Origin of the sequence: Streptomyces sp. NRRL B-1347, assembly GCF_000720325.1 — a bacterium.
In the GTDB taxonomy this organism is placed as follows: Bacteria; Actinomycetota; Actinomycetes; order Streptomycetales; family Streptomycetaceae; genus Streptomyces.
The window spans coordinates 1-14,001 of the sequence record NZ_JOJM01000017.1 but is presented as its reverse complement, the minus strand read 5'-3'; the positions used below and the strand labels follow the sequence as shown (position 1 = coordinate 14,001).

The following is a 14,001-nucleotide window of genomic DNA, read 5'->3' as shown; positions in this document are numbered from 1 at the left end:
CGGACACGTTTGGGAATGCGCGCCCCGTAGGATCCGTTGGGTGGGGTGAGAGCCCTGAGACAGGCACCCGCCAGCAGTACGCAGCAGTCTTCAGAGACGAGGAATCAAGCCGTGACCGACGTCCGTAACGTGATCATCATCGGCTCCGGGCCCGCCGGATACACGGCGGCGCTCTACACCGCGCGCGCGTCCCTGAAGCCCCTGGTGTTCGAGGGTGCCGTCACCGCGGGCGGCGCGCTGATGAACACCACCGATGTGGAGAACTTCCCGGGCTTCCAGGACGGCATCATGGGCCCGGACCTCATGGACAACATGCGCGCCCAGGCCGAGCGCTTCGGCGCCGAGCTCGTGCCCGACGACGTGGTCTCCGTCGACCTCACCGGTGAGATCAAGACCGTCACGGACACGGCCGGCACGGTGCACCGCGCGAAGGCCGTCATCGTGACGACGGGCTCCCAGCACCGCAAGCTGAGCCTGCCGAACGAGGACGCGCTGTCCGGCCGTGGCGTCTCCTGGTGCGCGACCTGTGACGGGTTCTTCTTCAAGGACCAGGACATCGCCGTCATCGGTGGCGGTGACACCGCGATGGAGGAGGCGACCTTCCTCTCCCGGTTCGCCAAGTCCGTGACGATCGTCCACCGCCGCGACAGCCTGCGTGCCTCCAAGGCGATGCAGGAGCGCGCCTTCGCCGACCCGAAGATCAAGTTCATCTGGGACAGCGAGGTCGCCGAGATCAAGGGCGAGCAGAAGCTCGCCGGGCTCACCCTGCGCAACGTCAAGACGGGCGAGACGTCCGAGCTGCCGGCCACCGGCCTGTTCATCGCGATCGGCCACGACCCGCGCACCGAGCTCTTCAAGGGCCAGCTCGACCTGGACGGCGAGGGCTACCTGAAGGTCGACGCGCCGTCGACCCGGACGAACATCACGGGCGTCTTCGCCGCCGGTGACGTCGTCGACCACACCTACCGCCAGGCGATCACGGCGGCGGGCACCGGCTGTGCCGCCGCTCTGGACGCCGAGCGCTTCCTCGCCGCCCTCGCGGACAGCGAGACCGCGGCCGCTGCTGCTGTCTGACTTCGTTTCGCCCCCACCCGCACCACCATGTGAGGAGCCCGCCGTGGCCAACCTGAAGAACGTGACCGACGCATCCTTCGAAGAGGACGTCCTCAAGAGCGACAAGCCCGTCCTGGTGGACTTCTGGGCCGCCTGGTGCGGTCCCTGCCGCCAGATCGCGCCGTCGCTCGAGGCGATCGCGAAGGAGCACGGCGACAAGATCGAGATCGTCAAGCTCAACATCGACGAGAACCCGGGCACGGCCGCCAAGTACGGCGTCATGTCGATCCCGACGCTGAACGTCTACCAGAACGGCGAGGTCGCCAAGACCATCGTCGGTGCCAAGCCGAAGGCCGCCATCGAGCGCGACCTGGCGGACTTCATCGCCGAGTAAGGCGCCACGTCATCGGTGTCCGCCACGTCGGCGGAGAGCGATGTTTCACGTGAAACACGAATGGGCCAACCCCGCGGGGTTGGCCCATTCGTTTGTCCGCTGAAGTCTGATGAAGCCGCTGAAGCCACTGAGATCCACTGAGGCCTTGCTGTCGCTGAGGTCCGCTGGCAAGGCCGTGCATCTTGGTCGCTACAGCGGCCGAAGCGCGGGCTCCTTCTGTACCGCTCCCAGCAGCCGGTCGAGCGCCAGCTCCACGTCTTCTTTCCATGAGAGCGTCGTCCGCAGCTCCAGCCGGAGCCTCGGATAGGCGGGGTGCGGACGGACCGTCTTGAAGCCCACCGCGAGGAGATGCTCCGCGGGGAGCACACAGGCCGGCTTCTCCCAGCGCGCGTCACCGAAGGCCTCGATGGCCTTGAACCCCCGGCGCAGCAGATCCTTGGCGACCGTCTGCACGATGACGCGGCCGAGCCCCTGCCCTTGATAGCCCGGCATGATCCAGGCAGTCATCAGCTGGACGGCGTCCGGCGACACCGGACTCGTGGGGAACGCCGTGGACCGCGGCACATAGGCGGGGGGAGCGTAGAGGACGAAGCCCACCGGCACGTCGTCGACGTAGACGACCCGACCGCAGGACCCCCACTCCAGCAGGACGGCCGAGATCCACGCTTCCTTCTCCAGCTCGGGCGTTCCGGCCTTCAGCGCGGCTTCGCCGCTGACCGGATCCAGCTCCCAGAAGACACACGCGCGGCAACGCCGGGGAAGGTCCGGAAGGTTGTCCAGCGTGAGCGGTACGAGCCGTCGCCCCATGAAGGCGGTTCCTCACTTCCTTCGCCCGCGACGCCACGAGCAGCTGTCAGTGCGCTCCGTTCCCTGAGCAGGCTGCCGACGAACCCACCGACCGCGCCCAGGCCGAACCCCGCGGTCATCAATCCGGTGCGGCTCACCGATCGCATGGCCCCCGCCTCCCCTAAGAGGTGCCGTCAGGTGTTGCGCCATACCCAAGCGCATCGTATCCACGATGCGATTCCATCGATACCGGAAGAAAGCAAAGAGCGGGCCGTGTTCCGGCACACACCGGACACGGCCCGCTTTCACAGGCGCCACGGGATTCGGTTACAGCGTCCCGCCTATTCCTGCACCGAGCGCTCAGGCCCTCAGAGAGGCACCTTCACGGCTCAGTTCAACTCAGCTCTGCTCATCCTCCGAGGAATCCTCGGCCGCAGCCTCGGCCAGACCGCGCTTGAGGACCGAGCCTTCTTCAGGAGCGAGGGTGGTGAGGATGCGCTCCAGGTCCTCCAGGGACGCGAAGTCGACGACGATCTTGCCCTTCTTCTGGCCCAGATCGACCCTCACCCGCGTCTCGAACCGGTCCGAGAGACGCGTGGCGAGACTCGTCAGCGCAGGAGACACCCGCGCCCCGGCGCGAGGCCCCTTGGCCTTCGGCTTGGTCTGCGGCCGCGACCCCATGAGGGTCACGATCTCCTCGACGGCCCGCACCGAGAGCCCCTCGGCCACGATCCGGTAGGCGAGACGGTCCTGCTCCTCCGGGTCCTCGACGGACAGCAGAGCCCGGGCATGGCCCGCGGACAGCACGCCGGCGGCGACCCTGTTCTGCACCTTCGGCGACAGCTTCAGAAGACGCAGCGTGTTGGAGACCTGAGGGCGGGAGCGGCCGATCCGGTCCGCCAGCTGGTCATGCGTGCACTTGAAGTCCTTGAGCAGCTGGTCGTAGGCCGCGGCCTCTTCCAGCGGGTTCAGCTGGGCGCGGTGCAGGTTCTCAAGGAGGGCGTCCAGGAGGAGCTTGTCGTCCTCCGTCGCCCGCACGATGGCCGGGATGCGCTCCAGACCCGCCTCACGGCAGGCCCGCCAGCGCCGCTCGCCCATGATGAGCTCGTACCGCGCGGGCCCCAGCTGCCGTACGACCACGGGCTGGAGAAGGCCGACCTCCTTGATGGAGGTCACCAGTTCGGCGAGGGCGTCCTCGTCGAAGACCTCGCGCGGCTGCCTCGGGTTGGGCGTGATGGAGTCGAGCGGCAGCTCGGCGAAGTGCGCACCGGCCGGGCTCCGCAGTTCCTCCACCGCCCCGTTGCCCGGCGCCTCCGTCTCCTGTGAAACGGGCGGCTGCGCAAGGGAGCTCTGCGGAAGCGAAGCCACCGTGGCGGCTGCCACTCCGCGCTCCGCGGTGAGCACGGGCACGGCCGACGGCGAGGTGGACGCCCCACCCGCGCTCGGGGCAGCGGCCTTCTCCGTGGGAGCCGCAGGGATCAGAGCGCCGAGGCCACGGCCCAGTCCTCTTCGTCGCTCGCTCACTGGATGCCCTCCGTCATGTTCTGGTCGTTCTGGATGCCCGTGTGGGCGTGCTGTACGTCGAACCGCACGCCTACTCCGCGCAGCGCGATCTCGCGCGCCGCCTCGAAGTACGACAGGGCACCGCTTGAGCCTGGATCGTAAGTCAGTACGGTCTGGCCGTAGCTCGGTGCCTCGGAGATACGCACCGAGCGCGGGATGCTCGTCCGGAGCACCTCTTCGCCGAAGTGGTTGCGCACCTCGTCAGCCACCTGGGAGGCGAGCCGGGTCCGGCCGTCGTACATGGTGAGGAGGATGGTCGACACATGCAGGCGCGGGTTGAGGTGCCCCCGCACCAGGTCAACGTTGCGCAGGAGCTGGCCGAGGCCCTCCAGGGCGTAGTACTCGCACTGGATGGGGATCAGCACCTCCGCACCGGCCACCAGGGCGTTCACCGTCAACAGCCCCAGTGACGGCGGACAGTCGATGAGGATGTAGTCCAGCGGCTGCTCATACGCCTGGATCGCTCGCTGCAGTCGGCTTTCCCGAGCCACCAGCGACACCAGTTCGATCTCCGCACCGGCGAGATCGATGGTGGCCGGAGCACAGAAGAGGCCCTCGACATCAGGGACGGGCTGAACGACCTCGGCGAGAGGCTTGCTCTCGACCAACACGTCGTAGATGGAGGGAACTTCAGCGTGATGGTCGATACCGAGCGCCGTGGAGGCATTCCCCTGCGGGTCCAGGTCGATCACCAGAACGCGCGCGCCGTGCAAGGCCAGTGAGGCGGCAAGGTTGACGGTTGTCGTCGTCTTGCCTACTCCACCCTTCTGGTTGGCGACCACCATGACTCGGGTCTGCTCGGGCCGTGGCAGGCCCTCGCCCGCGCGGCCAAGAGCTTCCACCGCCAGCTGGGCAGCACGACCGATGGGGGTGTCGTCCATCGGGCTCGGTGTTTCACGTGAAACATCCTCCCCCGCCGACTCGGTACGGGGACCGGGGACCGGATCGGTCATCGGTCCCGCGATGTTGGCGTCGGACCGCAAGGATTCACTCTCCTCGACTTCAGGCTCGCAATGAACAGAGCCTCCCATGCTTTCGGGGTCGTGAACCAGCGAGGCCCGGTCTTCTGTGGACGAATCCGTCTCTGTGGACAACTCCGTTCCCTTGTCGAGGGAACCAAGTGGCCGACGCTCGCGAGGTTCGGCAGCGCGACCGCGACTGATGATGCCATGCAGCAGTGAGCGACGTTTCACGTGAAACACGATGCACGGCGACCGGGGTGCCGCTGGTGCGACACCCCGGTACGCGTACGTTTGACAGCTTTTGTGGAGTACGGCTCGTCGTCAGGACGGATCAGCGACGAACGTCAACATGCGTCAACTCCGCGGTCGACAGGCGACAACAGTGAGCCATGCCCTCATCGCGACAGCAGCGCCGACGTCGTTCAGCGACGGCGGCGGGCCCGTCCGACCCGTGCGGCCTTGGCCCGCTTGGCGGCGAAGCGCACACCACCGGGGCTCTCGCCCACCTCGACCCGCACCACGGTGGACGGCGGGTCCACGACCCCTTCACCCACCTGCACCACGGAGACGGATTCGGCACCGAGCTTGCTCAGGGCGGCGCCCGCCGCCTTGACCTCTTCCTCGGCCGTGTCGCCCTTGAGCGCCAGCATCTCTCCGTACGGACGCAGCAGCGGAACGCCCCAGCCGGCGAGGCGGTCCAGCGGCGCGACGGCACGCGCGGTCACGACGTGGACGGGCTGAAGCTTGCCGAGGACCTCCTCGGCGCGGCCACGGACGACCGTCACATGGTCGAGCCCCAGCAGCTCGACGACCTCGCTGAGGAAGTTCGTGCGCCGCAGCAGCGGCTCAAGGAGCGTGATCTTGAGGTCCTCGCGGACGAGCGCGAGCGGGATGCCGGGGAGTCCGGCACCGGAGCCGACATCGCACACCGTCACGCCCTCGGGAACCACCTCGGACAGCACGGCGCAGTTCAGCAGGTGCCGCTCCCACAGCCGGGGAACCTCACGGGGGCCGATCAGACCACGCCGCACTCCCGCCTCGGCGAGCAGCTCCGCATACCGGACCGCGTCCGGGAATCGCTCGCCGAAAACCTCGCGCGCCTGCTCCGGCGCCGGGGGGAGCTCCGCTTCCTCCGTCACGGGGACCGTCCTTCCGTACCGCACTGGATCGCTGACTATCAGGCTGACAAAGACCGGCCCCGTCTGCGAACAGACGGGGCCGGGATGAGACGTACCGATCAGGCCGGGAGTACCACGACGAAGCGCTGCGGCTCCTCGCCCTCGGACTCGCTGCGCAGGCCCGCGGCCTTGACCGCGTCGTGCACGACTTTGCGCTCGAACGGCGTCATCGGCTTGAGCTTGACCGGTTCGCCGGAGCTCTTCGCGTCGGCGGCGGCCTTGGCGCCCAGCTCGGACAGCTCCTCGCGCTTCTTGGCGCGGTAGCCCGCGATGTCCAGCATCAGGCGGCTGCGGTCGCCGGTCTCCCGGTGTACCGCGAGGCGGGTCAGCTCCTGGAGCGCCTCCAGGACCTCGCCGTCCCGGCCGACGAGCTTCTGCAGGTCGCGGCTGCCGGCGTCGCTGATGATCGACACCGCGGCCCGGTCGGCCTCGACGTCCATGTCGATGTCGCCGTCGAGGTCGGCGATGTCCAGCAGACCCTCGAGGTAGTCCGCCGCGATCTCCCCCTCCTGCTCGAGGCGGGTCAGAGCGTCGCCGGCCTCAGCTGCGGCGGAGGTGGTGGTGCCTTCCGTCACGGGATGGACTCCTTTTACTTCTTGGACGGGTGCTTGGGCCGCTGCTGGCCCTTGCGCTGTCCGGACTTGGCTTTGCTGCGGGTGCCCTGGCCGGGCTGGCTGCCCGAGGCGCCGCCGGCGGACTTGGCCTTGGCCGCGGCGTCCTGGGGCTTGCTGTCCTCGGACTTGGTCAGCGACGCCTTCTTACCGGACGCATCGGAGGCCGGGGCAGTCGTGGAGCCGCCGTCCGTCTTGCCGCCCGTGGCGGCGGTGCCGGACTGCCGCTTGGACTTGCTCTGGCGCTTGGGCTGCTGGCGCTTGGGCGCCGCGACGGGCGTACCGTCCTCGGCCGTGGCGGCCTCGGCCTCGCTGACGATCACGGTGCCGTCGGCCTGGGCGGCGAAGCCCGCCTTGTTCAGGCCGTTGATGAACTTCCGCTCGTACTCGTTGCGGTCGCGGCCCTTGGCGACGATGGCCTTCACGGCCCTGACCTGGCCGCGGCTGCGGGTCTTGCCCGCGTCCGTGATGTGCTTCTGCAGGCGCTCCAGGTACGAGGCCTGGGCCTTGGAGCCGGGCGTCGGGTTCTGGCGGATCACGTACATCTGCTGGCCCATGGTCCACACGTTGGTGGTCAGCCAGTAGACGAGGACACCGACCGGGAAGTTGATGCCGAAGACGGCGAACATGATGGGGAAGACGTACATCAGCATCTTCTGCTGCTGCATGAACGGCGTCTTCACCGTGGTGTCGACGTTCTTCGTCATCAGCTGGCGCTGGGTGAAGAACTGCGACGCCGACATCAGGATGATCATGAGCGCGGTCACGACGCGCACGTCGGTCAGCGAGGCGCCGAGGGAGGCGACCTTGTCGGCGCTGTCCGTGAACTTCACCGCGAGCGGGGCACCGAAGATGTGGGCGTCACGGGCGCTGTCCAGCAGCTGCTGGTCGATGACGCCGACCTTCTTGTTGGACGCGATGCCGTTGAGCACGTGGTACAGCGCGAAGAAGAACGGCGACTGCGCCAGGATGGGAAGGCACGAGGAGAGCGGGTTGGTACCCGACTCCTTGTACAGCTTCATCATCTCTTCGGACTGACGCTGCTTGTCGCTCTTGTAGCGTTCCTGGATCTTCTTCATCTCGGGCTGCAGCGTCTGCATGGCCCGGGTCGCCTTGATCTGCTTCACGAAGAGCGGGATCAGGCAGATTCGGATCAGGATCACCAGGGACACGATCGACAGGCCCCAGGCCCAGCCCGTATCAGGGCCGAAGATCGCACCGTACAGCTTGTGGAACTGCACGATGACCCAGGAGACGGGTGTCGTGATGAAGCTGAAGAAACCGGCAATCGTGTCCACTAATCAGGCTCCTTGAGCATGGGACGGGGTCTCGGCGGCCGGGCTCGGGGGAGCCGGTGGGAGGTCTCCGGTCGGCACGCCAGCGGCGGAGGGCCCGCCCTTGCGTTCGCGCCAGGCAGCGCGCAGCATCTCGTGCCACCGCGGACGCTTGCGCGGCGGAACGTGATCTACACCACCGAGCGACCACGGATTGCACCGCAGGATGCGCCACGCAGTGAGCGCTGTTCCCTTGACTGCACCGTGCCGGTCGATGGCGAGGTAGCCGTAGTGGGAGCACGACGGGTAGTACTTGCACACCGGGCCGAGGAGTGGACTGATCGTCCACTGGTACAGCTTGATCAGCGCCAGCAGCGGGTACTTCATCGCGCGCCCCCTCCAAGGAGGCGCCGCAGGGCGGCGTCCAGGTCTTGGGCCAGCTGTGCGTAGGTGGCGTCGCCCGCACCGGGCAACGCTCGTACGACTACCAGGCTACCGGGGGGCACCAAGGCCAACCGGTCGCGTGTCAGATGGCGAAGACGGCGCTTGACCGTATTGCGCACGACGGCTCCACCCACGGCCTTGCTCACGACGAAACCCGCACGCGTCGGGGGAAGGCTCTCCCCTGGCACGTGCGGGTCCGTTGCACCGCTGCGTAGATGGACGACGAGTAGCGGGCGTCCGGCCCGGCGTCCTCGGCGTACCGCGGTCGCGAAATCCTCGCGCCGCCTCAGCCGATGCTCGGTAGGCAGCACGACGTCATGACCTAATTTGCGCTTAGGCGGACAGGCGGGCGCGACCCTTGCTACGGCGGGACGCCAGGACGGCGCGGCCGGCACGGGTGCGCATACGCAGCCGGAAGCCGTGGGTCTTCGCGCGACGACGGTTGTTCGGCTGGAAGGTGCGCTTGCTCACTCGGGGGCTCCAGTAATGACTCGTGTGGTGGCGGGTATCGCCTGGCTGTCACCGTGCGCCCACGAGAAGCTCGGAAAAGCTCGCGTATAGGCACCGAGTGCACCGCTTCACAATCACTGACCGTGATCTTTGCCCATCGGAGGCAGGCGGCAGCAGCCATCGACAACTCGACCTGGTTACGGTACGCGGGGCTACGCCATCCGGTCAAACCAGCCGTCAGGGAGAGACACTGTGCACAGCCTGTGGACAACAACTTGAACCGCACCCGTCGCCCTGACTACCGTGGCTGAACTCCGTTTCGTTCCCTTCCCCCTGCCCCTCCCGATTTCCGTCCCGACCCGTCCCAAGAACCACACCTTCGTGGGACCTGTGAGAGAGCGTGCCCTGTGGCTGACGTACCTGCCGATCTTGCCGCAGTGTGGCCAAGGGTCCTGGAGCAGCTGCTGGGCGAAGGGCGGGGGCAGGGCGTCGAGGCGAAGGACGAGCACTGGATCCGACGGTGCCAGCCGCTCGCGCTCGTCGCCGACACCGCCCTCCTTGCCGTTCCGAACGAATTTGCGAAGGGCGTTCTGGAGGGCCGCCTCGCCCCGGTCGTCAGCGACACGCTGAGCCGGGAGTGCGGTCGCCCGATCCGCATCGCCATCACGGTCGACGACTCCGTGGGCGAGCCGCAGACCCCGCCCGCACCGCCGGTCCAGCAACAGCAGACACGGTACGAGGACCAGCCCTCCCGCTACGAAGAGCAGCCGCCCCGCTACGAAGAGCCCGCGCCCCGGTACGAGGAGCCTGAGCTGCCGCCCGCCTCCGGCCAGGGGCACGACGCGTACGACACGTACGGCCGCCGCCCCGGGGACGAGCGCTCCGCGGGCCCGCGCCCGGACCAGATGCCGACGGCCCGCCCGGCGTATCCGGACTACCAGCGCCCCGGCGCCTGGCCGCAGCAGCCGCAGGACGACTACGGCTGGCAGCAGCCGCGCCTCGGCTTCCCCGAGCGCGATCCGTACGCGAGCCCCGGGCAGCAGCAGCCGCAGCACGACTACCGCCCGCAGCCGCCGCAGGAGCGCTCGCCGTACGACCAGCAGCTCCCCGAGCGGCCGGGGCAGGACCGCCACGACCGGCGTGAGCGGCACGAGCCGCCCCCCGGCGCGGGCTCCGGCGCGGGGCCGCGTGGGGGTCCAGGAGGCCCTGGCGGCCCCTCGGGCCCCGTCGGCCACGGCGGGACCTCCCTGCCCGCCTCCAGCGGCGCTCCCGGCCCCCTGGCCGCGCAGCCCGCGCCCGCCACCGGCCCCGGTGAGCCCACCGCGCGGCTGAACCCGAAGTACCTCTTCGACACCTTCGTGATCGGGGCGTCGAACCGCTTCGCGCACGCGGCCGCGGTCGCCGTCGCCGAGGCCCCCGCGAAGGCGTACAACCCGCTGTTCATCTACGGGGAGTCGGGGCTCGGCAAGACGCACCTGCTGCACGCGATCGGGCACTACGCGCGCAGCCTCTACCCGGGCACGCGCGTGCGCTATGTGAGCTCCGAGGAGTTCACCAACGAGTTCATCAACTCCATCCGCGACGGCAAGGGCGACAGCTTCCGCAAGCGCTACCGCGAGATGGACATCCTGCTCGTCGACGACATCCAGTTCCTCGCGGACAAGGAGTCGACGCAGGAGGAGTTCTTCCACACGTTCAACACGCTCCACAACGCGAACAAGCAGATCGTGCTCTCCAGTGACCGGCCGCCCAAGCAGCTGGTGACCCTGGAGGACCGGCTGCGCAATCGCTTCGAGTGGGGCCTGATCACCGACGTCCAGCCGCCGGAGCTGGAGACGCGCATCGCGATCCTGCGGAAGAAGGCGGTCCAAGAGCAGCTCAACGCCCCGCCGGAGGTCCTGGAGTTCATCGCGTCCCGGATCTCGCGGAACATCCGTGAGCTGGAGGGCGCGCTGATCCGCGTCACGGCGTTCGCGTCGCTCAATCGACAGCCTGTGGACCTTGGGCTCACGGAGATCGTCCTGAAGGACCTGATCCCGGGCGGCGAGGACGCGGCTCCGGAGATCACGGCGACGGCCATCATGGCGGCCACCGCCGACTACTTCGGCCTGACGGTGGACGACCTGTGCGGGTCGTCGCGCAGCCGGGTCCTGGTGACGGCCCGCCAGATCGCCATGTACCTGTGTCGCGAGCTGACCGACCTCTCCCTGCCGAAGATCGGCGCGCAGTTCGGCGGCCGCGACCACACGACGGTGATGCACGCCGACCGCAAGATCCGTGCGCTGATGGCCGAGCGCCGCTCGATCTACAACCAGGTCACCGAGCTCACCAATCGCATCAAGAACGGCTGACAGCAGCGGCGTTACGACACGCCAGGGCGCCCAGGGGCATGCCTCCGGGGCGCCCTTCGCGTTTTCCCGTGCCTACGTAAAGAGCCAGTGCCTACGTAGAGGGCCCGTGCCCTCCGTGGATGGGCCCGTGCCTGCGGAGACGCGGCCATGCCTCCAGGAGGCCCGCCTGCGCCTACGCAGGACGGCCAGAGCGCCTGTGCAGGCCCGCAGCGCCCACGCGGCGGCGATGGCCGCAACCGTTCCTCGAAGCCCCTTCGGGTTCCAGCAGCGCCTTCCTGAGCGCCGTCGACGCCTGCGCGAAACCCCCTCCGAGCCCGTCCTCACAGCGGTGCACAGCGCCGATCGCCCCTGATTCCCGCGACCTGTTCGTCATCTTCTGTTCGATTCATGGTCACCTCGCCTAGGTTCTCCACAGATCTGCGGCCTTTTCGCCCTCCACACCCTGGGGACTGGGAAGTTGTCCCAAGCGTGTCCACAGGGGACCCTGCTGAATGGTCATCAGACCAGGTCAGGTGGTTGTGGATTCGTGGACGAAGACTTTCCACAGACTGTGGATGAAGATCTTGTCCACAGGGGGTGGGAAAAGTTGTCCACCGGCGGCCCACAGGCTGAGGCCTGTTGTGCACAGCTTCTCCCCAGCCCTGTCCACTGTTCGGCAACGCGACGCGCGCGCTCACCGGGTCGAGTGAAAGGCGTCACACAAAGGTGCCGGGTTGGCCTGTGGGGAAGCTGGGTAAAGCTGGGGACAGGGCTGGGGAGAAGTCGCCCTCTCCTGTGCATCGGGTGTGCAGAACTTTCGCCCGTCCACAGTTACCCCCGGTTGTCCACCGCCGTCGCCCACAGGGCCGGTGGACAAAAAACGGACGCTGACCTGCGCATTCGCGGTTATCCACGGTTTCCACAGGCCCTACTACTACTCCCGACTAGAGAGAGTCAGATTTCCGCTTTGAAGTGGGGGCTGTGCACAACTCGCCGCTCGGGCCGTCACGACCTCTCGGCACGACTTGACCCCGACGGGCACCAGCTGTCAGTGCGGTGCGTCAGACTGGTCCCCAGTGCCAGCAACAGCAGGAGGGCGGCTAAGTGAAGATCCGGGTGGAACGCGACGTACTCGCGGAGGCGGTGGCGTGGGCGGCACGCAGCCTCCCGGCTCGGCCGCCAGCGCCCGTCCTCGCGGGCCTGCTGCTGAAGGCCGAGGAGGGCGCCCTCTCCCTGTCGAGCTTTGACTACGAGGTCTCGGCCCGCGTCTCCGTGGACGCCGAGGTCGACGAGGAGGGCACGGTCCTCGTCTCCGGCCGCCTGCTCGCCGACATCTGCCGCGCCCTGCCGAACCGCCCGGTGGAGATCTCCACAGACGGTGTACGGGCGACGGTGGTCTGCGGCTCCTCCCGCTTCACCCTCCACACCCTGCCTGTGGAGGAGTACCCGGCGCTGCCGCAGATGCCGACCGCCACGGGCACCGTCCCCGGTGAGGTCTTCGCCTCGGCCGCCTCCCAGGTCGCCATCGCCGCGGGCCGCGACGACACCCTGCCCGTCCTCACCGGTGTCCGCATCGAGATCGAGGGCGACACGGTCACGCTGGCCTCCACCGACCGCTACCGCTTCGCGGTCCGTGAGTTCCTGTGGAAGCCGGAGAACCCGGAGACGTCCGCCGTCGCCCTGGTGCCCGCCAAGACGCTCCTGGACACCGCCAAGGCGCTCACGAGCGGCGACACGGTCACCCTGGCCCTGTCCGGCTCCGGCGCGGGCGAGGGCCTCATCGGCTTCGAGGGCGCGGGCCGCCGCACGACGACCCGTCTCCTGGAGGGCGACCTCCCGAAGTACCGCACGCTCTTCCCGACGGAGTTCAACTCGGTCGCCGTCATCGAGACCGCCCCCTTCGTGGAGGCCGTCAAGCGCGTGGCGCTCGTCGCCGAGCGGAACACCCCGGTGCGGCTCAGCTTCGAGCAGGGCGTGCTCATCCTGGAGGCCGGTTCCAGCGACGACGCACAGGCTGTGGAAAGGGTCGACGCCCAGCTCGAGGGCGACGACATCTCCATCGCCTTCAACCCGACGTTCCTGCTCGACGGCCTGAGCGCGATCGACTCCCCGGTCGCCCAGCTGTCGTTCACCACGTCCACGAAGCCCGCTCTCCTGAGCGGCAAGCCGGCCGTGGACGCCGAGGCGGACGAGGCGTACAAGTACCTGATCATGCCCGTACGTCTGAGCGGCTGAGCCCACAGGTGTGTGGCCGCGTCCGGGCGTAGGCTCGGACGCGGGTACGAACGTGCCGCGGGTACGCGGAGCCGCTCAGCGCCGAGCGGCCGTGACGTGCCTTCACGCCACATCGCTAGTTAGGAACGCACTGATGGAGCTCGGTCTCGTCGGCCTCGGCAAGATGGGCGGCAACATGCGCGAGCGCATTCGCCGCGCAGGCCACACCGTCATCGGATACGACCGCAATCCGGACCTCGCGGACGTCCACAGCCTCGAAGAGCTGGTGAGCAAGCTCAAGGGCCCGCGCGTGGTGTGGGTGATGGTCCCGGCCGGAGCCGCGACCCAGTCCACGGTCGACGAGCTCGCCGAGCTCCTGTCGCCCGGCGACGTCGTGGTGGACGGCGGGAACTCGCGCTGGACGGACGACGAGAAGCACGCCGAGGAGCTCGCAGCCAAGGGCATCGGCTTCGTCGACTGCGGCGTCTCCGGCGGCGTCTGGGGCCTGCAGAACGGCTACGCGCTGATGTACGGCGGCGACAAGGAGAACGTCGCCAAGGTGCAGCCCATCTTCGACGCGCTCAAGCCCGAGGGCGACTTCGGCTCCGTGCACGCGGGCAAGGTCGGCGCGGGCCACTTCGCGAAGATGGTCCACAACGGCATCGAGTACGCGATGATGCAGGCCTACGCCGAGGGCTGGGAGCTCCTGGAGGCCGTGGACTCGGTCACCGACGTCCGTGAG

Annotated in this window: 14 protein-coding genes; 5 read left to right on the top strand and 9 right to left on the bottom strand. The window is 68.3% G+C overall.

The window, feature by feature from the left end; all coding sequences use genetic code 11:
- Positions 1-111 precede the first annotated feature (111 nt).
- Both trxB and trxA read left to right on the top strand, forming a co-directional pair.
- Positions 112-1,074 (top strand): thioredoxin-disulfide reductase, encoded by a 963-nt coding sequence (gene trxB, locus IG74_RS0116625; protein WP_030676866.1) that lies wholly within the window; start codon positions 112-114, stop codon positions 1,072-1,074.
- Positions 1,075-1,117: 43 nt separating this feature from the next.
- The gene (trxA, locus tag IG74_RS0116620; RefSeq protein WP_030676864.1) at positions 1,118-1,447 is read left to right on the top strand and encodes a thioredoxin; all 330 of its coding nucleotides are present in this window, start codon (positions 1,118-1,120) and stop codon (positions 1,445-1,447) included.
- A 189-nt stretch (positions 1,448-1,636) separates the two neighbouring features.
- Here the strand turns inward: trxA and IG74_RS0116615 are convergent, their stop codons facing one another.
- The 9 genes from IG74_RS0116615 to rpmH form a co-directional block, all read right to left on the bottom strand.
- Positions 1,637-2,254 (bottom strand): GNAT family N-acetyltransferase, encoded by a 618-nt coding sequence (locus tag IG74_RS0116615; RefSeq protein WP_030676863.1) that lies wholly within the window; start codon positions 2,252-2,254, stop codon positions 1,637-1,639.
- 378 nt (positions 2,255-2,632) lie between these two features.
- Positions 2,633-3,757 (bottom strand): ParB/RepB/Spo0J family partition protein, encoded by a 1,125-nt coding sequence (locus tag IG74_RS0116610; protein WP_078868814.1) that lies wholly within the window; start codon positions 3,755-3,757, stop codon positions 2,633-2,635.
- The gene (locus tag IG74_RS0116605; RefSeq protein WP_078868827.1) at positions 3,754-4,827 is read right to left on the bottom strand and encodes a ParA family protein; all 1,074 of its coding nucleotides are present in this window, start codon (positions 4,825-4,827) and stop codon (positions 3,754-3,756) included. The genes IG74_RS0116610 and IG74_RS0116605 overlap by 4 nt, the downstream gene beginning before the upstream one ends.
- A gap of 353 nt (positions 4,828-5,180) precedes the next feature.
- The gene (gene rsmG / locus IG74_RS0116600; protein WP_030676857.1) at positions 5,181-5,897 is read right to left on the bottom strand and encodes a 16S rRNA (guanine(527)-N(7))-methyltransferase RsmG; all 717 of its coding nucleotides are present in this window, start codon (positions 5,895-5,897) and stop codon (positions 5,181-5,183) included.
- Positions 5,898-5,995: 98 nt separating this feature from the next.
- Positions 5,996-6,511: a protein jag gene (locus IG74_RS0116595; RefSeq protein WP_030676855.1), complete on the bottom strand. Its 516-nt coding sequence runs from the start codon at positions 6,509-6,511 to the stop codon at positions 5,996-5,998.
- A 14-nt stretch (positions 6,512-6,525) separates the two neighbouring features.
- On the bottom strand, positions 6,526-7,845 hold the full coding sequence (gene yidC, locus IG74_RS0116590) for a membrane protein insertase YidC (RefSeq protein ID WP_030676853.1): 1,320 nt from the start codon (positions 7,843-7,845) through the stop codon (positions 6,526-6,528).
- Between the two features lie 3 nt (positions 7,846-7,848).
- On the bottom strand, positions 7,849-8,208 hold the full coding sequence (gene yidD, locus IG74_RS49400) for a membrane protein insertion efficiency factor YidD (protein WP_078868813.1): 360 nt from the start codon (positions 8,206-8,208) through the stop codon (positions 7,849-7,851).
- Positions 8,205-8,576, bottom strand: a complete 372-nt coding sequence (gene rnpA, locus IG74_RS49395) for a ribonuclease P protein component (protein WP_078868812.1) — start codon at positions 8,574-8,576, stop codon at positions 8,205-8,207. Before rnpA ends, yidD begins: the two co-directional genes overlap by 4 nt.
- 22 nt (positions 8,577-8,598) lie before the next feature.
- A complete protein-coding gene (gene rpmH, locus IG74_RS0116585; RefSeq protein ID WP_016644655.1) occupies positions 8,599-8,736 on the bottom strand; it encodes a 50S ribosomal protein L34 in 138 nt (45 codons plus the stop codon).
- A 386-nt stretch (positions 8,737-9,122) separates the two neighbouring features.
- On the opposite strand from rpmH, the gene dnaA reads away from it, so the two are divergent.
- From dnaA to IG74_RS0116570, 3 genes are all read left to right on the top strand, one after another.
- Complete coding sequence (dnaA, locus tag IG74_RS0116580; protein WP_030676848.1) at positions 9,123-11,066, top strand: chromosomal replication initiator protein DnaA; 1,944 nt, start codon at positions 9,123-9,125, stop codon at positions 11,064-11,066.
- Between the two features lie 1,083 nt (positions 11,067-12,149).
- The gene (dnaN, locus tag IG74_RS0116575; RefSeq protein WP_030676844.1) at positions 12,150-13,280 is read left to right on the top strand and encodes a DNA polymerase III subunit beta; all 1,131 of its coding nucleotides are present in this window, start codon (positions 12,150-12,152) and stop codon (positions 13,278-13,280) included.
- Between the two features lie 133 nt (positions 13,281-13,413).
- A partial coding sequence (locus tag IG74_RS0116570) for an NADP-dependent phosphogluconate dehydrogenase (RefSeq protein ID WP_030676841.1) occupies positions 13,414-14,001 on the top strand: 588 nt, incomplete at its 3' end.

Excerpts from the sequence above, each read along its gene's own strand:
- IG74_RS0116615 (WP_030676863.1), bottom strand. The coding sequence starts at position 2,254 with ATGGGGCGACGGCTCGTACCGCTCACGCTGGACAACCTTCCGGACCTT.
- IG74_RS0116605 (WP_078868827.1), bottom strand. The coding sequence starts at position 4,827 with ATGGGAGGCTCTGTTCATTGCGAGCCTGAAGTCGAGGAGAGTGAATCC.
- yidD (WP_078868813.1), bottom strand. The coding sequence starts at position 8,208 with ATGAAGTACCCGCTGCTGGCGCTGATCAAGCTGTACCAGTGGACGATC.